This is a genomic window from Bacillota bacterium (assembly GCA_024653485.1).
Classification (GTDB): domain Bacteria; phylum Bacillota; class SHA-98; order UBA4971; family UBA4971; genus UBA6256.
In genome coordinates this window covers 11,810-34,980 of sequence record JANLFY010000019.1, presented here as the reverse complement: position 1 = coordinate 34,980, position 23,171 = coordinate 11,810, and the positions used below count along the sequence as shown (strand labels likewise).

Here is a 23,171-nt window from a genome sequence, read left to right as displayed (position 1 = left end):
TTAGTCTCTCAGCTGCCTCCCGGTGATCTCCAGAAACACGTCGTTCAACGTGGGCCGCTCGGAGTAGACTTTCTCGAATGACAGGCCCCGCGATTTGAGGTAGTCCAACAGCGCGAGCAGATTGTGCTGGCCGTTGTCATACCGGATCGTGAGGCGATTGTCCCCGTATTCTGCCTGGGTTACGTGGGGCAGCTGTCGAATGTGCGTCAAGTCGTCCGGTTGAAGCGCATACAACTCGACCGTAATGGTCTCGCCGCGGTTGATCATTGACTTGAGCTCTTCTTTCGTGCCAGAAGCCAGGACCTTCCCCTTGTCCATGATCACGATGCGGCTGCACAGCTGCTCGACCTCCTCCATGTAGTGCGACGTGTACACCACCGTCGCGCCGTTCCGATTGAGGTCTCGGATGCCCTCGAGGATGCTGTTCCGGCTCTGGGGGTCGACAGCCACCGTAGGCTCGTCGAGGATGATGAGCTTGGGCTTATGAGCGATGCCGCACGCGATGTTCAGCCGACGAAGCAGTCCACCGGAGAGCTTCTTGGGACGGAACTTGCGAAACCCGGTGAGACCCACGAACTCGATGGCCTCCTGCACCAGTGCCCGTCGAGCCTTGGCATCCTTAACATACATGCCGCAGAAGTAGTCGACGTTCTCCTCAACGGAAAGCTCCGGGAAAACCGCGACGTTCTGCATGACTACGCCTATGTTGCGCTTGCTTTCGTACGCGTCGGGAGTCATCGGCCGACCGAACACCTGGATGGTTCCCTTGTCGTATTTCAGTAACGCCAGGATGCAGTTGATGGTCGTGGTCTTTCCAGACCCGTTGGGGCCCAGAAGGCCCAGGATCTCGCCCTCTCTCACCTCGAGGTTGAAGTGATCAAGGGCCAGTAAGTTGCCGTACCTCTTGACGAGGTTGTTCACCCTTATGAGCATGTTGCCGCCTCCCGTCTCGTTGTCGCTTCCATCCTACCGTCGCGGAGCCCGCCCACGTAAGTGTGAGAAATCAGTTCCTGATATGACAGAAGTAATGTGATCGATGTGGTAGACTATTCTTGGATTGGAAGGAGTCTTGGCGATGCCGAATACCGTGGACAGGCTACTCTTGCTGGCGTTGTGCGTCACGCAGCTCGTCACCGGACCCGTCGACGCAATGACTGTCGCGGCGGTCCTGGCGGCCGTGACTGTTAGCGCCCTGAATGGCTACCTCGCGTCGAGGCAGTTTCGCGCTGTCAGCATCGGATCGTACCTCGCTGCAAGCGCGGCGTGTCCCAGCCTCTGCCTGTGCCTGCCGTTGGTGTACTACGATGCCTTCGAGGGCCTCTCCGTCTGGAGCGCGGTGGCCGCGGCAGGCGCGCTGGGTGCATGCTTCACGCGACTCGCCGTCGCTCCGGCCACAACCGTTGCGGCACTGATCGCAGTTTCCTGGGCTCTCAGGGTCCGCTCAGAAGCAGCCCGGTTGAGGCAGGTGGAACTGAGAGAGTTGCGTGACAGCACGCAGGAGCTGACCACGCTTCTGACCCAGAAGAACAAGGAGCTGCTCCAGAGGCAGGACGACGAGATCCGGTTGGCGACGCTCAAGGAGCGCGGCCGAATCGCCCGGGAGATCCACGATCACGTCGGGCATCTCCTGTCACGGTCCATCCTGCAGGTGGGCGCCCTGATGGTCACTCAGAAGGACGATGAAACGCGAACGAGCCTGTCAGTGATCCGCGATACTCTGTCGCAGGCCATGGATAGCATCAGGTCCAGCGTCCACGACCTCTATGACGAGTCCTTCGACCTGAGAACACAAGTGGAGGAGCTTGTGCGCGGCTTCTCGTTCTGCGAGATCCACCTCAACTACCGACTTGAGAGCGAGCCATACAGAGAGGCGGCGTATTGCTTCATTGCGATCATCAAGGAGGGGCTGAACAACATCATCCGCCACTCGGACGCGACCCTGGTCACCCTGGCGCTTCTGGAGCACCCGGCCTTCTATCAGCTGGTGCTGCGGGATAACGGCACGGGTCTGTCATCAAGACCCGGCCGGGGGGAGCGGTTTGACGCAGAGGCGGCGGGAGCGGGAGCCGCTTCGCGCTTCGGCCCAGCCCCCGAGGCTTCCGAGGCGGGGGAGCGCTCGGCTTTCGGAGCCGGGGCGGTGTCGGACGAGGGGGTCGCGACCATCGATCACGGCCTCGGCTTGCGCAGCATGGAAGACCGCGTCACGGCCCTGGGCGGGCAGTTCCTGGTAGAGCACCGGGGAGGGTTCAGGCTCTTCGTGTCAGTTCCGAAGAGGAGGAGTGCGCCGCAAAGGGGGGCAGCACCGTGAGGGTGTTGGTCGTGGACGATGACAGGCTGGTGTGCGAATCGCTGAAGATCATCTTGCAGGCCCACGGCGATGTTGAGGTTGTTGGAGCCGGGCATAGCGGGCGCGAGGCCGTGGCGTTGTATGCCGAGCTCAAGCCCGATGTGCTTCTCATGGACATCCGCATGGAGGGCATGACCGGGCTCGAGGCGTGCAGGCAGGTGCTGAGCCAGTTCCCGGACGCGCGGGTGCTCTTCCTCACGACGTTCCTGGACGACGAGTACATCGTCCAAGCGCTGCGCCTCGGGGCGAAAGGGTACATTCTAAAGCAGGACTTCGAGAGCATAATCCCTGCGCTAAAGGCCGTCCATACCGGCCAAAGCGTGTTCGGCGACGCGATCGTCACGAAGCTGCCCAGACTCCTGCAAGGCGTAGAGAGAGACGAAGGGGACAAAAAGGCTATTGCAGCCCGCCTCTCCGCTCACGGCATCAACGACAGGGAGAGAGACATCATTGAACTCGTGGCACGAGGCCTGAGCAACCGTGAGATCGCTGAAACGCTGTATCTCAGCGAGGGCACCGTGCGCAACTACATCAGTGTGATACTCGAGAAGCTCGGGCTGCGCGACCGCACACAACTGGCTGTATTCTACCTGAGCGGAATCTAGATGTGGCGCCAGGAGATCGCCGGGCTTTCCCAGTACTTGCTAATTCACACGACCCCAGTGATGCCCTTGTCGGTTTCAACTGGGCTGGTATGGCATGCGGAGTATCCCTATGAACGCATCGCTATGAACGCATCGTTCAGCCGCGCGACCCTGCGGTGGCCTCGAAAGCGCCTCCGGCGCGGCTGTCGGCGGAGCGGGTGGACGACACGTCCGCCTACGAGTGACGAGGTCGGAGTGTCCACGAAACCGGATCAACTCCAGAGTGCGAACTTGCCCGATCCGGACACCTCCGTGTGCCAGGTCTCCGGATTCCCGTGCCTCGCTGCACACTTTCTTCCTGAACATAGTTTTTCATCCGGTGAAGGGAGGATTCGAAGGGATTCCATAGAAATATCCCGGCAACCGATCGGACTCATGATGAGATTAGGTGGAGCGCATGAGGGTCTGTCGCCCAACATCCCAGCACTGAAAGGTGTGAGTCTGTCGTGAAGAAAGTGGCGTTGCTGTTCATTGTCCTGGGGCTGCTCATACTAGCGAACGTCGGAGTGGGCTTCGCCGCTGTCTCAGGCGCTACCCCGCCGAAGGGTGGTCTGCCGATGCTCCTAACCAACGCGGGGCAGGGACCCGGCGGGAAGATGGCCAGGCTGTTGATAAACACGTCCAAAGCGCTTGACCCCGCCGATTTCGATTACAACGCTGAACCTTGGGAGAAAGACTTACAAGCGCGGCCTTACAAGACGCTCATCGTGGTCATCGGCTCCACCGCGAAGGGCCTCGGCGCCTCCGGAATCACCATCGACCAGGAGATAGCCAGGCTCAACAGGATGATTGCGGAGGCGAAGCGCCTCAAGATGCAGATCGTGGCGGTCTTGCTCGAGGGCAAGATCAGGCGAGGCCAGCCTGGCAGCGCAGACGAGCGGTCCATCGATGCCATCGCCCCCTACGCCGACTACATAGTCGTCAAGAAGGACGGAAACGCAGACGGCAAGTTCACAGCGATCGCCAACAAGAACAAGGTGCCGCTTACGTTCATCGACGCGGAGATCGATTTCCCGCAGGTAATCAAGGAAATGTACGCCAAATAGGGTTTGTCCTCGGCTTCTGCACAAAGCGTCTATACGAGCGAACAGGGGGACGGCCGTGGAATGAGCATGTACACACAGACGACGTGTACGTTGGTGGCAATGATTGCGGTCTTCGCGCTGGCAAGTTGGAAGCTGAGGTCGCCTGAGATCTCGATGGTCATCACCGCCATTGCGGGTGCGCTCGTCGGAGGGTTCGGTTTCCCGGTGCGCCTTCTCGGCGAAGGCATGTTCACCTACATCGATCTGGCGCTGATGTTCATCACGGCTTCGGTCTTCATCAACTTCTACTCCGAGATCGGCGCGATCAACACGTTGGTGAGGTTGTTCGTGGGTCGCTTTTATGAGAGAAAGTGGGTGCTCCTTTCCTTGCTGGGTGTCCTGATGTTGATTCCGGGAGCGCTCACCGGGGCCGGCACGGTATCCATTCTAGTGGTCGGTGGGCTTGTCAGCACGGTGCTCACGTTTCTCGGTTTCTCTCCTGCGCGACGGGCTGCGTTCGTGTTCATGATGGCTATTCTCTCCGCCGCCGCTCCTCCCATCAACCTGTGGGCCATGCTGATGGCGGCTGGGGCGAACATGCCCTACGTAGGGTTTGACCTGGTGCTCCTCGTGCCGGTGCTGATCGTCGCAGCGTTCACCGTGTTCTACCTTGGGCGCGGGACCGTCGCTTGCTCCAAGGACGAGGCCCTCGCTTCGTTGCCCCCCATTCCCGAGGGGATGAATTGGTTCAGGATCTCGGCACCCCTGGTCGCGCTGGTGGCGCTTATCCTGGCCACGAAGTATGCGGCGCATCACATCCCGGTCATCGGGCTTCCGCTTACTTTCGTCATGTGCACGCTGCTGACGATTGCCGTCGATCCCGCCCGCAGGAAGCTGCGGCGGTGGTTCGAGGTACTCACGACAACAGTCGAGCAGGTATTCCCGCTCGTGGCGACCCTCGTCAGTGTGGGAATGCTCGTGAACATCCTGGCCGGGACGGGCGTCCGCGGGCTAATCGCCATCACTTTCGTGACACTGCCGATATTGGCCATCTATATCACGGCGCTTTTCTTCTGCCCGACCGCCCAGGGCTCCCTGAGCTATGGAAGCGCAGTCATCCTCGGAACGCCGCTCATCTTCCGGTTCAACGCCATTGGAGCGAACGTGACCGTCGTCGCCGCGGCGCTGTCACTCATGTTTCCTCTCGGAGACTGCTTGCCGCCGTCCCGCGTGGTGGGCAGGGTTACCATAGATACGGTCGGCTACGACGGGACCTACACGTCGTTCCTCAAAGCCATCGCGGTTCCATGGTTGTTCCTTGCGGCAGTGGCGCTCTTGATGTTCGTCTTCCCGAACAGACTGGCGTTCCTTGTGCAGTGACTCGAATGATGCAAGTGATGCGCTTGTGATCCCCGATCGTGGCTCACGAGCGATGCCGGAGTAACCGCGGCATTCTGGCTTAGTGGGCCGCGCTTGCACTGAGGTGCTTCGAAGGAGCGGCCGGGGGTGGTTGCGGAGAGATGCGGGATTGGTCTCGGAATGATGCCGGTTGGGAGGGATTGCGTTGGTGCTTCTTCAAGAGCTGATCCACCAGTTGTATTTCCTAATGGCAGGCCTTGTAGCTCTGCTTCTGATTCGTGCGTTCTTCAAGAGGAATACCCGCAAGGGTTTGGTCTATGACATCGTGTACGCGTACACCATTATCCCCTTCGTGCTCAGAGCGCTTCACATCAAATAGGGGAGATCTGACCATGCAGCAAGTGACGCATGACAGCGTGACCCGCAAGATGGCTATTCTCGCGCTGGCACTCCTGTTTGCGGTATCGGCAGGGCGTGACTTCAGGACCCTCCGCAGCTACAAGGAGACCGTCGTGGTTTCAGACGCTTTCACAAGGAGATTCATGCTGAGCGACTATCTGTCCAGCCTTAAGGGTACCTGGGGTGACACTCCAGTCTACGTCTTCGATTCCGGCGTGCCCGGTGGTTCGATGCTCGTGCTAGGAGGGACCCATCCCTATGAGCCTGCATCGACCCTGGCGACGTACATCATGATGGAGAACATCAAGGTCGAGAAGGGGAAGGTATTCATCATCCCCCACGCCAACATGAGCGCATCGACTCAAGGCATGCTCGGTAACGCGTACCCGCAGTTCTACCACATACAGACGGCGTGGGGAGTCCAGAAGTACCGGATCGGTGATCGGGAGACCGCTCCCCTCGACCAGTGGCCGGACCCATTTACGTACGTACACTACCCGTCCGGGCAGAACTTGGCCTACCAGGATCTCAGGAATCTGAACAGGTGTTTCCCGGGACGACCGGACGGCACGCTCACGGAGCGCATGGCTTTCGCTATCATGGAGCTGATCCGGAAGGAAGATATCGACCTTACGATAGACCTTCACGAGGCTTCACTGATGTACCCCGTTGTCTCGACGTACGTGGCACACGAGCGCTCGGCGGATGTCTGCATGATGGCAGCGATGATGCTGACCGCGCAGGAATTCCCCATGAAGTGCGAGATGTCTCCCAAGAACCTTCGTGGGCTTACCCACAGGGAAGTGGGGGACTATAGCGACACTCTAGCAGTGCTCATGGAGACGCCGGAGCCGTTCATCGACCGTGTAGTCGGGCGAATGACGGAACAACTCATGCTCGACGGGAAGGATGAATTCCTCCAGACGGCGGCGGAAAAGGGCTTGCTCTACTGCGACTATGACGTTTCCACGGGAGCGACGATGGATTACCGGGTTGGGCGCCATTTGTCCGGGACGCTCGAGACCGTGAGGCAGATGAACGCCTTCTTCCCAGAGAAGGAACTCCTCGTCAGCTTCCCGAGTTACGGGGATGTCATGGAGAACGGGTGCGGGCACTTCTTGCACGATCCCTCGCAGGCTGATCCCACAAGGGTTTTCCTGAACTGAAAGGGGTGATGACCGAAATCAAGCCTGGACTGACGCACGAACGCAAGGCATCGTCTGGTTTTACGGTGGCTCGGATGACGACCTGAACGCAAACTATGGGGAGGAGTGTTGGATACATGAAGCGGCAGAAGGTGACGTTTGCGCTCTCCGTTGTAGTCGCTGTCGTAATGTTCCTCGCGTCCATCACCTCCGCGTGTACCATTGTGGCCGTCGGCAAAGAGGCGATGGCCGATGGATCCACGATCATAACTCACAACGACGACTCCAGCGTCGCCGACTTTCGCCTGTGGATCATACCGGAGAATGACTGGCCCGAGGGATCGACGCGGAACATAGTGGTCGACGGTCATACGCCGGAGGGCGGCACTGTTGTCGGAACTATGCCCCAAGCGAAGCACACATACCGCTATTTCCATTCTCGTTATTCCTTCATGAACGAGAAAGGCGTCGCGATGGGGGAGAGCACTTTCAGCTACGACCGCAGCACGCCTCGCAACCAGAACATTTACGATACGATGGTCAAGAACAGCGACGGCCTAATAGACTGCTGGTTCGCACAGGACATCGCTCTCGAGCGCGCCTCGACGGCTCGCGAGGCGGTCCGCATAATGGGCGACCTCGTTGAGCAGTACGGATGGACCGGGCCTGGCGAAACCATGAACATCACCGATGGCAACGAAGTCTGGGTCGCCGAGTTCTACGGTCGGGACATATGGGCCGCGGTCCGAATCCCGGACGACCATTTCTTCGTTGCTGCCAACCGCGCTCGAATCGGCGAAATCAACCTCGACGACAAAGAGAACGTGATGGCTTCCCCGAACATCGTGTCCTTCGCCGTCGAGAAGGGCTGGTACGATCCGAAGTCCGGCAAGCCTTTCCTCGTGTATGAGAACTACGCTCCTTACGAAGGCGTGTACTCCACGCGCCGCGAGTGGCGAGCGTTCGACTTGGTGGCGCCTTCGCTCAAGCTCTCGCCTCATGATACGAGGTTCCCGCTTTCCGTGAAGCCAGAGCGCAAGCTGACGGTCCAGGACATCTGGGACATCAAGGCCGACTACTATCAAGGAACGGAGTACGATCTCTCCAAAGGGCCTGCGGCCGGGCCGTGGGGCAGTCCGCTTCGCTACCCCAACTCAGACCCGCGCGGCGGCGCCTACGAGCGGTCCATCAACATGCACAGGACTTGCTACATCCACATCGGCCAGGTAAAGAGCTGGCTGCCTGATCCTATCAAGGGCGTCAGCTGGTTCGGCTATGGCGCTCCTGATACCACTTACCTGACTCCGCTTTGGCCGATCATGAAGGCGCTGCCCAAGTTCTACGAGATTGGCAGCAGGTACGAGGAGTTTAGACGGGATTCGGGTTGGTGGGTGAACACTTACGTGCAGGAGATAGCCCACATGAGATATCAGGCGGCTGCGAAGGACATCCATGAGTTCCGGCAGCCCAGGATGGAGATGCTTTACAAGGTCGTTCCGATGATCCAAGAGGCCGCTGCGGAGCTGTACAAGTCTGACCGCGCGGCGGCTATCAACCTGATCGACCAGTTTGCGTACACCAACGCGGTGGCGTGGCACGAAGACTGGAAGGCCCTCGGCGACAGGCTGCTCGGCAAGTACGCGTTCGGATCGATCTACATGAAGACGACTCCGTTCCCACAGTGGTGGAACGACATCATCGGATTCACCAAGACACCTGTTCCGTGAGGCAGGCTCTTGAAGCGACGCAAGGGCGTGCGGGGGCGGCGGTCAGCCCGTCGCCCCCGTATCGTTTCGGCTGAATCTGAATCAGCCGGGGTGGGGCTTTCCCAGCTTGCAGTAGGGGCACGGTCCAGGCTTGTAAGTGGCGTATCCTGGCTCATTGTTGTTCACGTAGAAGTAACCCTGCTCGAACCCATACTGCACGTTCCACTTGTAGCGGTGTTGTGACTCCGGAATCCCCTCGTCCACCTCGAAGAACACCCATACTTCGGGTATTCCATAGAAGTCGCCCCAGGGCACATTGTAGGTGTACTCCGCCTTGGTCCCGTCCGCTCTCCACTCGGTATTGTCTCTGTAGTACGAGCCGTCGAATTTCTTGAACTGCAGTCCCTTGACCACGACGCTCGTCTTGACCTTGTCAGTTGTGGGATATATCTCGTAGTAGGGAGTGACGGAGACTTTGACCCAGTTGATCGCTTTCCCTTGGGAAGTCGTGCCGTAATTCACTCGCACGCCGATTGCCAGAGTGCCGTAGTAGTAGCCGAAGTTCTCCCAACATGAGATGTGCGCGGACTTGTACACTTCTGTCGCGAGGGTCCCGGGCGCACAGAACGCCAGCAGCAGGATCGTGCAGCCGAGCAGAATCATGGAGGCCTTGATCAGCCGCCCGAACGCCCAGACCCGACCCTTCCTCTGAAGCCCAAGCACAGCTTGTTCACGCAACGTCAGGTACCCCCCTCCCGAGTGATGGATAGCCAGGTCGCTCGGTCAAGTCCTCTTGTCCGAAGTCCCTTGCGCAACTTACATACTTACGTCTAGGGCGCGTGCAAGTATTGCGCGCCGGAGTAACCTTGGTGGTAGACGTTCCTAGAGCTGTTCGATGCAATTCTCCTTGTCTTGGAGAGCGTGCCATCACCCGCCTTCAAACAGGTTTTCCCCCGACACTGTCCCCGAAATCTCGCCCGCAGCCGTGGCAGGCGTGGGTGGGCAGCGCTGCTGGATCCCCCGAGCCGGCCATCCGTACCCAAAGAACGCATGAGCGGGGTGAAGTACAACATCCGTGAGCCGGTTGCCCGGCGCGGCCACTGCTGCCTTGCATCTCGGAGACCGGGTCGGATGGCCGAGACGGCCGAGACGTGCCTTGGGCCTCCCGGCCGGCCCACGGCGGCCCCAGATCGTCGGTGACGGAGGCATCGGAGGCAAACGGGATGGGGTAAGAGCCGAGGGATCGACGCAGACACCGACCAACTGCGCCGTGTTTGGAGAGGCCGTGTGAAGAGGCCCGGGCGTTTCAGTCCGGGCCTCCGTCCGATCCAGGAGATCGCCTGACTCGCGGCGTCTCGCCTTGTGTCACGCGTCCGGCGGCTGCTGTCACCGCACGTCCTTACTTACCAAAGCAGGGGACCAAGAATATCAGGAACAACGGGATCAGCAGCACGAAGAGCAGGATTATGATCCACCAGAACTCGACTTCCTGTGTCATGAGGAGTCCTCCTTTACTCGTGAAGTGGCGGGGACGCCCCGGCTGGTATCATCTTAATTCTGCACCCTGACGAGAGCGCCGGGACGCACCTCGGCACTGCATGATATGGAGGAAGGCCCCGGTTGGTGACTCGGTCGTCCGACCTTGAGGGCTGTCATGATCCGCCCCGCCTCTTGCCGGTTATGTGCTCTGGTGTGATGCAGACCACGCCTGTCGCGTCGACCTCGCCGTCCGGGCAAGGGAACGCCCTCCCTGGTGTCAGTCTGCGCACGAGAGCGGACAAGAGCTCTCGCTTTGTCCCTACGTCTTCCACTATCCGCGCCCGACCGAACACGATCACACTCTCGTAATTCGTGGCGAACCGCTCGGGGACGAGCTGGACATTGGCGCAGACGGCGAAGCAGACCTGCGGATTGTGCCTGATGTTCTCGATCTTGTGGCCTTCGCGCGCGGTGTGGAACACGATGTCCCCGTTATGGTAGCAGTAATTGACGGGAACCACATACGGGACGCCATCCTCTCCCACGGTTCCGAGGAAACCGTACTCCCCCTCCGCCAGCACTCGCTTGGCGTCACCGTCGTCCATCTGGTACTGCGCTCTCCTCATCTGTCGTGGCACTCTCGATCCCTCCTCGTTATAGTCATTCAGCGGGCATGGACGAACCTCCAAGAGCAACCTGGCCGTGAGATCATTGTTGCTCATAGACTCCTCTTGCCCCGCTTTGCGGCTCCACCCGTATCTTTTGGCTTCGCGGCGCCAAAAGAGCCGGTAAACCGCCATTTCAATTATAGTCGTTCGCGTTGACGGGGGGGAGACCGCGTGGTAAGATTATGTCGTAGATCAGGTTGCTCGGTTTAGCAGGCAAGAACTGGCATGACCAGGTATGTGATGCAGGCTTGCGGGCACCAAATGGTTCCCGGACGAGCGGCTCGGATACGTTGGGGGGTGAGAATGGCTGTAGCTCTGCGTCGGCAAAACCGGATGGACGCCATGAGCGTCGCGAGGCACGAGCGTGGTAGGACGAGGAGAGTTGCTGCGAATCCGGGATAGACGAAGCACGACAATTAGCACGTAGCACGGAGGTGGATCGTTCGTGAGATCGCGTGCGAGGTTGGTCTGCCCACTGATGATTGTGGTCCCGCTCCTCGTGTTTGCTTTCGCGTTTCCTTCGTATGCGTGTACCTCCATTCCGGTCAGCAAGGAAGCATCAGCCGATGGATCCGTCATGACCGCTCACACGTGCGACGGGTGGTACGACGCACGCACGTGGGTCGTACCAGGTGCAAAGCACAAACCCGGCGAAATGATGCCTGTCTACAAAGGCCTCCTGCATTCCGACAGAACCCCGCCCACGAAGATCGGTGAGTTCCCGTATCCCGAGACGACCTATACCTGGTTCTATGCGGCCTATCCGTACATGAACGAACACCAGGTCATAATGGGCGAAACCACGATCGGGAACAGGCCGGAGCTCCAGTCCACTGAAGGGATAATGTACATCGAGACCCTTCAGATAATCGGCCTCCAAGGCGCAAAGACGGCCCGGGAAGCCATCCAGCTCATGGGTGCTGCGGCAGAACAATACGGGTACGTAGACGCAGGCGAGTGCCTGACCGTCGGAGACCCGAATGAGGTCTGGCACTTCGAGATCATGCCCCCCGGCGCCTTCAAGAAGGGCGCGATATGGGCGGCGGTGCGCATCCCCGAGGGACACGTGGGCGTTTCGGCCAACCGGTCCCGGATCGGCAAGATAGACCCGAACGATCCGGACAACTACATGTTCTCCAAGAACGTTTTTGCAGTCGCCGAGGAGAACGGTTGGTGGGATCCCAAGAGCGGCCAGGAGTTCCTTTTCTACGAAGCATACAACCCCAAAGACTCGCTTGGATCCAGAAGGCGCGAGTGGCGTGTGCTGTCCTGGGCTGCTCCGTCCCTCAAGCTCGATCCAAACGGTTCGCGCTTCCCGTTCACGGTGAAGGCTGAGCGGAAGATCACCATACAAGACATGATGAAGATTTACCGTGACACTATGGAAGGCACCGAATTCGACAAGGCCAACGACCCCGACTGGTTCGTCCGGGATTCCAAGGGCAACTGGGTGAAGAGCCCGTTCGCGACGCCGCACGCCGGAACGGACATGATCGCTCTCTTGGACCTGCCCAACGAGAGGAACATCGCCATCCCCCGGTGCTCGTACCACACGATCCTTCAGGCGAGGGGATGGCTGCCCAACGGCGTGGGCGGGCTGTGCTGGTTCGGGCTGAACAACCCCGACACCAGCGTGTACGTGCCGATCTACGCCGGCGTGAGCAGCTTGCCGGCCAACTACGCGGTCAACGACAGAACCAAGTTCAGTCTCGATAACTACAAGGAATCTGCTTGGTGGGCCTTCAACTTCGTAGACAACCTCGTGAACCGAAGATACCAGGAGATGATCGTGGATCTCAGGGCTGTAAGAGACCCGTTCGAGGCGGAGCAATTCGCAAAGCAGGCGGATATCGAGAAGCAGGCCGTGGAGCTATACGCGAAGGATCCGGCCGAGGCAGTCAAGTTCCTCACCGAATACACGGCGGACCGCTGTGCAAAGGCAGTCGACCTCTTCTGGAGACTCGCGGAGACCCTGATCACCAAGTACGACGAGAAGACGTTCTGAGAACCTGAGGACTCGATCGCAAGTGTGGCAAGTGTGCGAGCCAGGGGCAGGGGTTTCCCAATGCCCATGCCCCTGGCTTTGGGCACCGCTCGGGCCACTGCGTGCGCCGGGTGGGCACCGGGTGAGCGCGAGGTCGATTCCCGCCACGCTATGCTGCCGGGCACGGAAGAGGTGTCAGCCGGTGGAGGCGTGGGCGCGGTTCGCGACATACAGCTACGAATATCGGATATCGATTCTGGGGGTGGGTACACATGTTTACTGTCTCGCGCGGAAGCGCCAGGACCGTTCTAGCCTGGGTCATCGCCGTGACACTGGGGGCCGGTCTAACATCCGGAGTGTGTTTGGGAGCGCAGGCAAAGCCGGAGGGCTTGGAGATGCCTGACAAACTGCCGAAGTTGCAGGGGCCGGTCGTCGTGACTACATGTGGGCAGAGCCCGGGCGCCATGATGGTCAGGATGCTGTGCAAGCAGATCGGCCTTGCGTGTGACCAAAACGACATGCTCAAGGCGGGCGATCTCGAGTCCGCGAGCAAGAGCAAGGACAAGGCTTACAAGACTCTCATCATCACGATGGGCACGAGCCTCAAGGGAATGGGCGCGGCAGGCGTGGAGGTCGACGAAGAGGTGGCGAGGATCAACGCTCTCATCGCGACCGCTCGCAAACTGGGGATATTCGTGATCGGGGCCCAGATCGAGGGATCGTCCAGGAGGACGGACGAGTACGACGAGAAGTCCAACCGAGCCGTGAGTCCCCAGTCGGACCTCCTCATCGTGAGGAAAGAGGTAGATCATGACGGGTACTTCACGAACGTCGCCAAGCAGAAGAGCATTCCAATCATCCGCACGAAGGAGGCTATTGACTTCGGGTACGTGTTCAAGGTCCTCTTCTCGCTTCCGCTCACGTGATGCGGCTGGACTCAAGTAGAGCGAGGTGAATGGAGCAGTGTTTGCCCACGCGGCGTTTGTGCTCGTGGTGATGGTCGCAGCCTTTGCTCTGGGGCGCGTGTTCCGCGTGTCCAACGAACTATCCATGCTGCTTGCCGCGTTCGCTGGAGCGGTCGCGCACGGCGCTGGAGTGCCTGTCCGTCACCTTGTGGAAGGGGCTTTCACTTACTTCGACGTGATTCTGATCTTCATAACCGCAACCTTCTTCATGAACCTGCTCAAGGAGGCCGGCGGAGTCTCTTACATGGTGCGGGCGATCATCTCGAGGTTCCATAAGAGCAGGTTCATGCTGTTGCTGCTCCTCACGCTCATCCTCCTGATACCCGGGGCGCTGACAGGAGCGGGAACGGTCACGGTCCTCGTGGTCGGTGCGTTGGTTGGGACGGTCCTCGTATACATGGGCATATCGAGGGAACGAGTTGCGGCTATCGTGTTCCTGTGCGCGGCGATGAGCGCGGCTGCGCCGCCCATCAACCTGTGGGCGATGATGGCGGCGGCTGGGTCGAACATGCCATACGTTGGGTTCACGGTGCCGCTCGGCGTCATCTCAGTTGCGGGAGCGCTTTTCTCCATGTTCTATCTCGGATGGAAGGGCACGTCCGTGGACGTGGCGAGGGTTCTAGAGGAGATCCCAGCGCCTCCCAAGGGGATGAGCTGGTATAGAGTGGCCCTCCCGTTCGTGGTGTTCCTCGCGATCATCCTTGCGGGACGGATCTGGCCGTTCCACATGCCGGTGGTAGGGCTTCCTCTGGCGTTTGTTGTTGCGAGCGTGACAGTGCTGCTGGTCACGCCGGTGCGGATCCCGGTAGTCTCCATCGCGCTGCAGACGGTGGACTCGTTGCTGCCTCTGGTCGGCACCATCACGGTGGTCGGCGTGCTCGTCCAGATCATGGCGCTTTCGGGCGTGAGGGGGCTCATCTCTCTCTCGGTAGTGACCCTCCCGGTATCCGTGCTCTTTGCCGTGCTCTTCCTGGTGCTCCCGATATCCGAGGGCGTGTTCCAATATGCCGTTGCTCCGCTCCTCGGGGTTCCACTGGTGTTCCTGTTCAACATGAAGGGCTACGACCCCATCATCGCTCTGGCCGGGATGGCAGCCATGTGGCCGCTGGGGGACGCTCTGCCTCCCACCGCGCCCGTCGGAAGGGCCGCCGTGATGACGGTCGGGTACGATGGCCTGTACTACAAGGGGTTCCTGCGCACCTGCCTCGTGCCGGCCGCCTTCATCTTGGCGCTAGGCACCGTGTACCTGGTGTTTAGCAAGAGCCTTGGCTTTCTCGTGGGCGGATGATAGGGAAGGGGGAACGTGCAATGGAGATCGCCGTGACCGTAGCTTACTACGTGATGACAGCCGCGATCGCAGCATTGCTGGCATGCAACTTCCTCAAGACGAAGGATGTCCAGAAGATGGTCCTTTACCTCGTGGTGCTGACGCCATTCATGCTGCGCGTGCTCCGGATCAAGTGACGGCCTGAAGGGGAGGCGGCAAAGACAAGATGTCAAACAAGACATGGCTGACCCGGGCAAGGCTCGCGATCGTGGTAGTCTGGCTGGCCGTTGTAGTCCCCGGAGCGCTGCAGCTCTATGAACACAGACATTTCCGCGAGCCCGTCGTGCTCGGGCCCGGGGTGACGGAGGTCAAGAAGCTGGGCGACTATTCGCCCGCGGTGCGGGGCACCGTGAACGACTGCAACGTATACGTCCTGGACAGCGGAGTGCCGGGCGGGACCATGCTCGTCCTCGGGAGCAGTCATCCCGAGGAGCCTGGGGCGGTTCTCTCAGCAATCTTGATAGTTGAGCAAGCCCGCCCGACGGCGGGAAGGATACTCGTAGTTCCCAGGGCAAACCGGAGCGCGTCCACGGTGACGAGGCCGGGAGACGCTTATCCCCAGTTCTTCACCATCGAGACGGAGTGGGGTGAGCGCCGGTTCAGGATGGGTGACAGATGGGCCAACCCACTGGACTCGTGGCCCGATCCGGAGGTGTACGTCCACTACCCCAGCAGACAGATGCTTGCATACATGGACGTCCGGAACCTCAACCGTGCGTGGCCCGGGCGCGAGTCGGGCCTCATCGTGGAGCGGACGACCTTTGCCCTGACGGAGCTCATCAAGAAGGAGAAGGTCGACGTGGTGATCGACCTTCATGAGGCCGAACTCGAGTACTCGGTGATAAGCACCATTGTGGCCCACCAGAGGGCGGCGGACGTTGCCGCCATGGTATCGATGATGCTCTCGTCCATGGAGTTCAAGATCGGGGTGGAATACTCTCCGGAGAAGCTGCACGGCTTGTCGCACAGGGAGTTGGGTGACTACACCGACGCTCTGGTGTTCGAGCCCGAAACGCCCGAGCCGTTCCTCGACAGGGTCCGCGGCGTAACAGATGAGAGGTTGCTCCTAGAGGGCAAGGACGAGTTCGTGATGGCCGCGGGCAGGCGCGGGCTCTTGTACGAGAAGATCGACGAGTCCGGGTGGCCGATCGAGGTGAGGGTAGGTCGGCACAATTCCACCATAGCGAAGATAGCCGAGATGTACACGAGTTTCTATACCGAAAGACCGATTCTGCTCGAAGGTTTGCCTCTTTACTCAGAGCTCGTGGCGAGCGGGGTCGGGAAGTACCTGGCCGACCCTGAGGCGGTGCCCTCGGAACGAGTGGCGTACGACTGAGGCGCACGCCTGAGGCACCCCACTGAGATACACGCCTGAAGCTCATGGTTGAGGCGTGTGACTGAGGTGCACAAGTGAGCCGATGGGACTAAGCTGATATGCTGAGATGACGAGGATGGCGCGGCACGACGCGCCCCGTACTTGTGCGAATCGAACCCACTCAGCACAATGAAGGACACGGGAGGGAGAAACATGTCGTTGCTCGGAGGGAGAAGGGCTTACGCTCGTCTGCAGATTTTGCCTTTGGCCGCCATCTTCATAGCCGCAATCATGGTGGTGGCGACGGTCTCGTGGACGGCCCTTGCCTGCACGTCGATCCCGGTCACGCCGGGGGCTTCGGCCGATGGATCCTGCATGACTACGCACACCGATGACTCGGGGACGGACACCTTCCACGTCAAGGTTGTGCCCGCCGCCGACTGGCCCGCCGGAGCGATGCGTCCGGTTCTGCGCAACACGGATTTCGGTCCGTACGGGCAGCTGGCAAACCCGATCAAGTCACCGGGGCAGATCCCGCAGGTACCTCACACGTTCGCCTACATCAACTCGTCGTACTCCTTCCAGAACGAAAAACAGGTGGGAATAGGCGAGACTACCATCGGAGGGCGGCGGGAGCTCACCAACCCGAGCGGGTGGTTTGACCTCGTCGAGCTGCAAAGGATCGCGCTCGAGCGTGCGTCTAGCGCGCGCGAGGCAATCAAGATCATGGGAGAGCTCGCGGAGACGTACGGGTACGCGATCGGGGGCGAGTGTCTCACGGTCATAGATCCCAACGAGGCATGGATGTTCGAGATATTCGGACCCGGGCCTTTCTGGACGCCGGGCTGCGGAAAGCCGGGCGCCGTGTGGGCCGCGGCGCGCATACCCGACGGGCACGTCGGGGTGAGCGCCAACCGAAGCAGGATCGGGGCAATCGACTTGAGTGACCCGGACCACTTCATGGCGTCTCCGAACATCTTCTCCCTGGCTGAGGAGATGGGCTGGTGGGATCCCAAGAGCGGCAAGGAGTTCAAGGTGTACGAGACGTACGGGTACAAGGATTACTCCGCGTATAACGCTCGACGTGAGTGGAGGGTCTTGAGCATGCTGGCCCCGTCGCTCAACCTCGATCCGAACGCGGAGAGGTATCCGTTCTCGGTGAAACCCGACAAGCCCGTGACACCGCAGGACATCATGAAGATAAACAGGGATCACTACGAGGGGACGGAGTACGACCTCACGGTCGGGATGGCGGCCGGGCCGTTTGGGACGCCGAACCGCTATCCAACGCCGAGCAAGGTCAACCCGCCCGGAAGCTCCGGGTGGGAGCGGGCCATTTCCATGTTCCGCGCGGTGTACTCGACTATAGTGGTGGCCAGGAAGAACATGCCCGACTGGATAGGGGGTATGACGTGGTTTGGGTACGACGCGCCACATTCCACGTGCTACATCCCGATATACTGCGGCGCGACGAAGCTCCCGAAGTCGTTCGACGTAGGCATGAGGGGCGGCTCGTACGACGTGTTCAGCAGGGAGTCAGCATGGTGGGCGTTCAACTTCGTCTCGAACTGGGCCGACCTCAAGTACTCCTACATGATTGAGGACATAAAGGCGGTGCGCGATCCTCTCGAAGCCGAGTTCTTCGCGATGCAGCCGGTGATAGAGAAGACCGCGATCGACCTGTTCAGGCAGGATGCCGGACTTGCGCGTGCTTTCATCACCAACTACACGAACAGTTGCGCGAACCGGGTGGTAGACGCCTATTGGAAACTCGCAAGCCAACTCGTGGGGAGGTATGCAGACGGGTACGTGTATGGCGATGACACCTTTAAGATGCAGAGTGTCGGATATCCGGAGTGGTGGCTCAAGGAAGTTGGTTTCGGGCTCAGCACCATACCGTCGAAGAAGTGACACTAGACCCTAGAAGCAGGGAGGCGACGACATGATGAGAGCGAAGCTGATGAGAATCCGTCTAGCGGCCATAGTCCTTGGCGTGGTCGTGGCCGTGTCTGCCTTCGCGGCGTCCGCTCTGGCATGCACGTCCATCGTGGTCGGGAAGAACGCGTCGGTCGACGGATCGGTGATGACCACTCACACGTGCGATGGGAGGTACGAGTTCCGTATAACCGTGGTTCCCGGGAAGACGCATGAACCCGGGTCCATGCGCCCCGTCATGAAGGGCGGCGGCCAGGGCGCGGACATGCCCCAGGCGGAGAAGGTCGGGGAGATTCCCCAGGTTGCCAAGACGTACACGTACTTTGACATCGCTTACCCGTTCATGAACGAGAACCAGGTGATGATGGGCGAGACGACCATCGGGGGCCGGCGGGAGCTCCAGAATCCCGATGGCTGGTTCCTCATCTGGGAGCTGCAGAGGGTAGCCCTCGAGCGGGCGAGGACTGCCAGAGAGGCCATACAGATCATGGGGTCGCTTGCCGAGGAATACGGATACGGTGATGCGGGCGAGTGCCTCACGGTGTGCGACCCGAACGAAGCCTGGTTCTTCGAGATATTCGGGGCTGGCCCTCTGCAGAAGGGGGCCATCTGGGCGGCGGTGAGGATCCCCGACGACGAGATCGGCGTGAGCGCGAACCGCAGCCGCATCCGCGAGATAAAGACTGACGATCCGGACAACTATATGTACTCAAAGAACGTGTTCGACTTTGCGAAGGAGATGGGATGGTGGGATCCCTCGAAGGGTCCCTTCGTGTTCTGCGAGGCCTATGGTCCTAAAGACTCCTACTACAACAGCCGCCGTGAGTGGCGAGTGTTGAGCCTCCTCGCGCCGTCGCTGAACCTAGATCCGTGGGCGAAGACCTACCCGTTCACAATCAAGCCTGACAAGAAGGTGTCTGTCGCGGACCTCATGGCCATCAAGCGCGACCACTACGAGGGCACCGAGTTCGACCTCACCAAGGGCCTCGCGGCGGGGCCGTTCGGCAACCCCAACAGGTACGCCACTCCGGCCACGTTGGGCGAGTGGGAGCGCGCGATATCCATGTTCCGCTGCTCGTACAGCATCGTGACGCAGTCCAGGAACTGGCTCCCCAACCCGATAGGCGGCGTAACCTGGTTCGGCGAGGACGCGCCGCATTCAACGTGCTACGTCCCGTTCTACTGCGGCGCCACGTCTGTCCCGCTTTCGTTCCAGATCGGGCGGCGTGACGTGTTCGACAGGCAATCCGCGTGGTGGGCATTCAACTTCGTGTCGAACTTCGCGGATCTCAAGTATAGCTACATGATGGAGGACATCAAGAAAGTCGCCGGTGCCTTCGAGGCTGAGGCGTTCGCCCTTCAGCCAGCGGTGGAGAAAGCCGCCCTCGAGCTCTACAAGACCGACCCAGCGTTGGCCGTCAAGTACCTGACCAATTACTCCAACGACCTGGCTGACAGGGTGGTCCGCGCTTACTGGGAGCTCGCCGACCAACTCATAGTGAAGTACCAGGACGGGTACGTGAACTTAAAGACCGTTGGCTACCCGGAGGAATGGCTCAAAGCGGTTGGCTTCGGAAAGATCGTGCCTCCAGCAGGCAAGTAGGCGGCAGGCGCGAGCGAACTCAGAGCACGCCAGTGAGGGGCGGGCCTGGCGCCCGTCCCTCTCGTGTTGTACGGGCAAGGCGCGGTCCCGTGGACGGGGAAGCCCAGCTCCACACCGAGGAACCCCGATGCGCGCTAAGGAACCCGGTTGCACGCGCGGGAACTAGATCTAGGAGTCTACCGTCCCCGAGACGCGCCCACGACAGCCCCCATGCAAAGCACGGCGCACCCCAGGATCAAGGCTACAGCGGCAGCGGCCGGGGAGTATCCGGCAGTCTCGTACACACGGCCTTCGCCGATGGGAGGCAGCGGCACCGGGTCGACGGGAAGCCCGTGTCTGAGCGCGAGTCCGCGCACGTCAAGCAAGTTGATCACCGGGACGCCGGCGGCCGAGAATTCGAAGATGAGGCCGCGGTCCGGGGCTGCGGACATGATGGGCGGCCGCATGACGAGTCCGTTGGGGAATTCGAGAGAAGACAAGGTATTCCCGTAGTTTGGTGTCGCTCCTCCGAGGTTCACAAAGCACCTTATGGGCCGTCCCGCGGCGAGCGCTCCATAGACCTCGAGCCTTCGACGGATGCTTCCCTCTACGGTATCTTCTCGGATCACCTGGACGCCCGCACGTCGCGCGATTTCTTCCATGACACGCTTTCCATCGACGAACAGGGTGCCTTCGCCGGCGTCCCTGTCGCCCCCCAAAGACACGGCAGCCAGCGCGTAGGGCAACACTCTCTCCTGATTCAAGAGCGCCAGCATGTCCACGAACGTGAAGTCCGGAAGAGTCGCGCCATACATGGACGCGCCGATTGAGTATATGGTGATGGGCTCCAGATCTAGGGCACGCGCGGCCGAGAGCGTTGCGATGATCAGGGCAGGGAACGAACCGCTTGCACCGACCGCGATCACGTCCCCGGGTCGAAGGCCGGCCTCCTCGAAGTAGCGAACCATCAAGGCGGCGAACGCCGGGTTGGTCGCCGTCCGCTTGGCCTCGAGATTGCCAACGGAGGTTGTGATGTCAGTGAACTCATCCCCGATGAGCCCGGTTTCGTTAGGGTCTAGTTCACGATCGATTGGGAGCCCCAAACGGAGTCGGTGGTCCCTTATGACCTCGGTGCACCGTCTCATGAGCTCGGCCGCCTCGATCTGCGCGTCGTTGTAGGGAAGCAGGGAAACCTCATCCGGGGCGGACACTCGAGCCACCCAGAACCCTCCTAGAGCCACCACGGCCGCAAGCAGAACGAACGCCGGTGGCACTCGGCCCGATCTCATTCCCCACCCAGACATCGTGTCATGGTCACCTCACGAGGACCAGCGCAAGTCGGACTACTGCGGAGAGGAATACTACCGCGGCGAACGTCCGAACAACTCCCTGCCTGGCCACGTCGTTCGCGATGAGGCCCGGGATGATGTACCCTATGGCACGGAACTCCTGCCCGACGTCCCCGGCCCTATACATCCCGATGCCCAGCTTCCCGAAAAGCCAGCCGAGCCAGAATGCCACGAGCACCATGGCCATGAACCTCCGCCGCCCGTACATGATGATGAAGTGTGAAGCGGCCCACACGACCGCGTACGTGGTGAGGGCAAGGGCGAGTGTGGCCGCGACACGTGCAGGCTGGTCCAGGTAGAGGGCTATGTAACCAGGCACGACCAATCCTCCACCATAAAGCCCTGTGACCTCGGTAAAGAAGAAGCTGGCTACAAGCCCGATCCCGATCGAGAGTGAAAGGGTCACAGCACCTCACCGTTCCGTTGGAAGAACTCCGCGAGTCTTTGCCCCATGCCCTTGGTGTTGCCTATCGCGAAAAGCACCGCGCCTCCCGGGAGCGAGGCGCCGATCGCGTCCAGCACCGCCTCGGGCTCGCGCAAAGCCGTAAGATCGGTTACGCAGTCTAGCGCGACTCCATTCCTGGCCAATTGAGCCTTGGCGAATCTCGCGGCTTCGCCCACGAGGAACACCTTCAGAGGTCTGATCTCCCTTGCCACCAGGAGGGCAAGCTCTCGAATCCTCGGGACGCGGTCGGCTCGGTTGTTCATGACGACCGCGATGGGAACTCCGCTAGGCGAGTCTCGCAACGCTCCCTTCTCCACGAGAGACTCGCGAACGAGGCTCCATATGAGAGAAGTTGACGTAGAGTCGTTGGCGGCAAACGCGTTGACCAGGATGTATGAGGCACGGGCTCGCTTGATTGAGAGTATGCGCATCACCCCTGGGTCGCCGCGGGCCGCAAGCATACCGGAGATGGCCACGTCGCGCGGGACCCCGGCGAGTTCGCATGCTTTCAGGGCGCACGCGACGTTTTCCTTGAAACTCACGTACGGAAAGGCCTCGTTCACCTCGTCCGGGACGGCCGACCCGTCTACAACGTGCACCGAAGCCCCCACCGCCCGCGCCCGCTCCTCGAGGACGCCGGCAAAGGCTCGCTCCGCCGTCACGAGGACCCCCCTGCGGGGTATGGTAAGCGAGAGAGCGCGAGCTGCGTCTCTCAGTCGCGGTCCCATCACGTCAAGGTGGTCGTCGCGGACGTTCGTGATGACCCCTATCGTCGAGCGGATCATCTTGTGTTCCGACACCCACTGGTTCTCGGGGTCGAGCGCCATGCACTCGAGCACCAGCGCATCGACACCTCGTCTCGCCGCGAGGGCGGCGACCCTCATCTGCTCGGCAATGCTTGCCCGCCCTCGGCCACGTCCGCGCCCTTCTCGCCCTGATCCCTGAGCGCACGCTGTTGACGCTGGCCCTTGCCCTTGCGCGTGCCCGCCCAATCGCCTCTCTCTCCGCAGCGGCTCCTCGGACCCGTCCTCCCAGATGATGCTGGCTGCCGTGCCCGTCGTCTTGGCTATCACCCTCCGGCCCCCCGCGCGAAGTCCCGCCGCTATCAGGCGCGTTGTGGTGGACTTTCCGCGGGTCCCGTTGACGTGAATCCTCACGGGTATGGCGCGCAACCTCCTTGCGTGGACGAGGTTCTCGAAGATGCCCGCGAGCGCGATGCCCGCGCACAACAACCCGAAAAACGCCATTGCAGCTCCGTGTCCCTCCTTGACAGGGACTTTCGCGATGGCGCTCTCGATCTCCTTCCGGGGGGCTGCGGGCGGACTTGGGGCGGATGTGCGCGTCCGATTCCGACGAGATGTCGCGGGAGACGCGCGTCGATTGGCTTTCGGAAAACCCACGTGCACCAGTCCGCCGGGTCATGCATAGTCTTGGTCTAGGCGGCGCGACCCTGCCAGGGCGGACGCTGGCTGGGACGAATCGGATCTCACGAGGCAG

At 60.7% G+C, this 23,171-nt stretch carries 20 protein-coding genes; 14 read left to right on the top strand and 6 right to left on the bottom strand.

Going from position 1 to position 23,171, the window contains the following annotated elements; genetic code table 11:
• Positions 1 to 933 (bottom strand): ABC transporter ATP-binding protein, encoded by a 933-nt coding sequence (locus tag NUW12_12040; protein ID MCR4403478.1) that lies wholly within the window; start codon positions 931 to 933, stop codon positions 1 to 3.
• Between the two features lie 142 nt (positions 934 to 1,075).
• On the opposite strand from NUW12_12040, the gene NUW12_12035 reads away from it, so the two are divergent.
• The 7 genes from NUW12_12035 to NUW12_12005 all read left to right on the top strand — a co-directional run bounded on the left by NUW12_12035 (position 1,076) and on the right by NUW12_12005 (position 8,646).
• On the top strand, positions 1,076 to 2,308 hold the full coding sequence (locus NUW12_12035; GenBank protein ID MCR4403477.1) for a histidine kinase: 1,233 nt from the start codon (positions 1,076 to 1,078) through the stop codon (positions 2,306 to 2,308).
• Positions 2,305 to 2,952, top strand: a complete 648-nt coding sequence (locus NUW12_12030; GenBank protein ID MCR4403476.1) for a response regulator transcription factor — start codon at positions 2,305 to 2,307, stop codon at positions 2,950 to 2,952. Before NUW12_12035 ends, NUW12_12030 begins: the two co-directional genes overlap by 4 nt.
• A gap of 485 nt (positions 2,953 to 3,437) precedes the next feature.
• Positions 3,438 to 4,037 (top strand): DUF6305 family protein, encoded by a 600-nt coding sequence (locus NUW12_12025; GenBank protein MCR4403475.1) that lies wholly within the window; start codon positions 3,438 to 3,440, stop codon positions 4,035 to 4,037.
• A 60-nt stretch (positions 4,038 to 4,097) separates the two neighbouring features.
• Complete coding sequence (locus tag NUW12_12020; GenBank protein ID MCR4403474.1) at positions 4,098 to 5,396, top strand: citrate transporter; 1,299 nt, start codon at positions 4,098 to 4,100, stop codon at positions 5,394 to 5,396.
• A 184-nt stretch (positions 5,397 to 5,580) separates the two neighbouring features.
• Positions 5,581 to 5,754, top strand: coding sequence for a hypothetical protein (locus NUW12_12015; GenBank protein ID MCR4403473.1), 174 nt, complete (start codon positions 5,581 to 5,583; stop codon positions 5,752 to 5,754).
• A gap of 13 nt (positions 5,755 to 5,767) precedes the next feature.
• On the top strand, positions 5,768 to 6,940 hold the full coding sequence (locus NUW12_12010; GenBank protein MCR4403472.1) for a succinylglutamate desuccinylase/aspartoacylase family protein: 1,173 nt from the start codon (positions 5,768 to 5,770) through the stop codon (positions 6,938 to 6,940).
• A 116-nt stretch (positions 6,941 to 7,056) separates the two neighbouring features.
• The gene (locus NUW12_12005; protein MCR4403471.1) at positions 7,057 to 8,646 is read left to right on the top strand and encodes a C69 family dipeptidase; all 1,590 of its coding nucleotides are present in this window, start codon (positions 7,057 to 7,059) and stop codon (positions 8,644 to 8,646) included.
• Positions 8,647 to 8,727: 81 nt separating this feature from the next.
• Here NUW12_12005 and NUW12_12000 read toward each other — a convergent pair whose 3' ends face one another.
• The gene (locus tag NUW12_12000) at positions 8,728 to 9,363 is read right to left on the bottom strand and encodes a hypothetical protein (protein MCR4403470.1); all 636 of its coding nucleotides are present in this window, start codon (positions 9,361 to 9,363) and stop codon (positions 8,728 to 8,730) included.
• 914 nt (positions 9,364 to 10,277) lie between these two features.
• Positions 10,278 to 10,742: a pyridoxamine 5'-phosphate oxidase family protein gene (locus tag NUW12_11995; GenBank protein ID MCR4403469.1), complete on the bottom strand. Its 465-nt coding sequence runs from the start codon at positions 10,740 to 10,742 to the stop codon at positions 10,278 to 10,280.
• Positions 10,743 to 11,217: 475 nt separating this feature from the next.
• On the opposite strand from NUW12_11995, the gene NUW12_11990 reads away from it, so the two are divergent.
• The 7 genes from NUW12_11990 (at position 11,218) to NUW12_11960 (ending at position 19,901) form a co-directional block, all read left to right on the top strand.
• Positions 11,218 to 12,777, top strand: a complete 1,560-nt coding sequence (locus NUW12_11990; protein ID MCR4403468.1) for a C69 family dipeptidase — start codon at positions 11,218 to 11,220, stop codon at positions 12,775 to 12,777.
• A gap of 251 nt (positions 12,778 to 13,028) precedes the next feature.
• Entirely contained in the window at positions 13,029 to 13,682 is a 654-nt protein-coding gene (locus NUW12_11985) for a DUF6305 family protein (protein ID MCR4403467.1), read from the top strand.
• 37 nt (positions 13,683 to 13,719) lie between these two features.
• Positions 13,720 to 15,009 carry a C4-dicarboxylate ABC transporter gene (locus tag NUW12_11980; GenBank protein ID MCR4403466.1) on the top strand — a complete coding sequence of 430 codons (1,290 nt, stop codon included), beginning with the start codon at positions 13,720 to 13,722 and terminating at the stop codon, positions 15,007 to 15,009.
• Positions 15,010 to 15,029: 20 nt separating this feature from the next.
• Positions 15,030 to 15,185, top strand: coding sequence for a hypothetical protein (locus NUW12_11975; GenBank protein ID MCR4403465.1), 156 nt, complete (start codon positions 15,030 to 15,032; stop codon positions 15,183 to 15,185).
• 29 nt (positions 15,186 to 15,214) lie between these two features.
• Positions 15,215 to 16,384, top strand: a complete 1,170-nt coding sequence (locus NUW12_11970; GenBank protein ID MCR4403464.1) for a succinylglutamate desuccinylase/aspartoacylase family protein — start codon at positions 15,215 to 15,217, stop codon at positions 16,382 to 16,384.
• A 192-nt stretch (positions 16,385 to 16,576) separates the two neighbouring features.
• The gene (locus tag NUW12_11965; protein ID MCR4403463.1) at positions 16,577 to 18,274 is read left to right on the top strand and encodes a C69 family dipeptidase; all 1,698 of its coding nucleotides are present in this window, start codon (positions 16,577 to 16,579) and stop codon (positions 18,272 to 18,274) included.
• Positions 18,275 to 18,305: 31 nt separating this feature from the next.
• A complete protein-coding gene (locus tag NUW12_11960) occupies positions 18,306 to 19,901 on the top strand; it encodes a C69 family dipeptidase (protein MCR4403462.1) in 1,596 nt (531 codons plus the stop codon).
• A 176-nt stretch (positions 19,902 to 20,077) separates the two neighbouring features.
• On the opposite strand, the gene pgsW is transcribed toward NUW12_11960, so the two are convergent.
• Genes pgsW through pgsB form a run of 3 tightly spaced genes read right to left on the bottom strand, consistent with a single transcriptional unit; the run spans position 20,078 to position 22,921 of the window.
• On the bottom strand, positions 20,078 to 21,184 hold the full coding sequence (gene pgsW / locus NUW12_11955; GenBank protein MCR4403461.1) for a poly-gamma-glutamate system protein: 1,107 nt from the start codon (positions 21,182 to 21,184) through the stop codon (positions 20,078 to 20,080).
• Between the two features lie 10 nt (positions 21,185 to 21,194).
• Complete coding sequence (pgsC, locus tag NUW12_11950) at positions 21,195 to 21,635, bottom strand: poly-gamma-glutamate biosynthesis protein PgsC (GenBank protein ID MCR4403460.1); 441 nt, start codon at positions 21,633 to 21,635, stop codon at positions 21,195 to 21,197.
• Positions 21,632 to 22,921 (bottom strand): poly-gamma-glutamate synthase PgsB, encoded by a 1,290-nt coding sequence (gene pgsB / locus NUW12_11945; GenBank protein MCR4403459.1) that lies wholly within the window; start codon positions 22,919 to 22,921, stop codon positions 21,632 to 21,634. The genes pgsC and pgsB overlap by 4 nt, the downstream gene beginning before the upstream one ends.
• Positions 22,922 to 23,171: the final 250 nt, after the last annotated feature.

Excerpts from the sequence above, each read along its gene's own strand:
- NUW12_12040 (MCR4403478.1), bottom strand. The coding sequence starts at position 933 with ATGCTCATAAGGGTGAACAACCTCGTCAAGAGGTACGGCAACTTACTG.
- NUW12_12035 (MCR4403477.1), top strand. The coding sequence starts at position 1,076 with ATGCCGAATACCGTGGACAGGCTACTCTTGCTGGCGTTGTGCGTCACG.
- NUW12_12020 (MCR4403474.1), top strand. The coding sequence starts at position 4,098 with ATGAGCATGTACACACAGACGACGTGTACGTTGGTGGCAATGATTGCG.
- NUW12_12010 (MCR4403472.1), top strand. The coding sequence starts at position 5,768 with ATGCAGCAAGTGACGCATGACAGCGTGACCCGCAAGATGGCTATTCTC.
- NUW12_12005 (MCR4403471.1), top strand. The coding sequence starts at position 7,057 with ATGAAGCGGCAGAAGGTGACGTTTGCGCTCTCCGTTGTAGTCGCTGTC.
- NUW12_11985 (MCR4403467.1), top strand. The coding sequence starts at position 13,029 with ATGTTTACTGTCTCGCGCGGAAGCGCCAGGACCGTTCTAGCCTGGGTC.
- NUW12_11975 (MCR4403465.1), top strand. The coding sequence starts at position 15,030 with ATGGAGATCGCCGTGACCGTAGCTTACTACGTGATGACAGCCGCGATC.
- NUW12_11970 (MCR4403464.1), top strand. The coding sequence starts at position 15,215 with ATGTCAAACAAGACATGGCTGACCCGGGCAAGGCTCGCGATCGTGGTA.
- NUW12_11965 (MCR4403463.1), top strand. The coding sequence starts at position 16,577 with ATGTCGTTGCTCGGAGGGAGAAGGGCTTACGCTCGTCTGCAGATTTTG.
- NUW12_11960 (MCR4403462.1), top strand. The coding sequence starts at position 18,306 with ATGATGAGAGCGAAGCTGATGAGAATCCGTCTAGCGGCCATAGTCCTT.
- pgsW (MCR4403461.1), bottom strand. The coding sequence starts at position 21,184 with ATGTCTGGGTGGGGAATGAGATCGGGCCGAGTGCCACCGGCGTTCGTT.
- pgsB (MCR4403459.1), bottom strand. The coding sequence starts at position 22,921 with ATGGCGTTTTTCGGGTTGTTGTGCGCGGGCATCGCGCTCGCGGGCATC.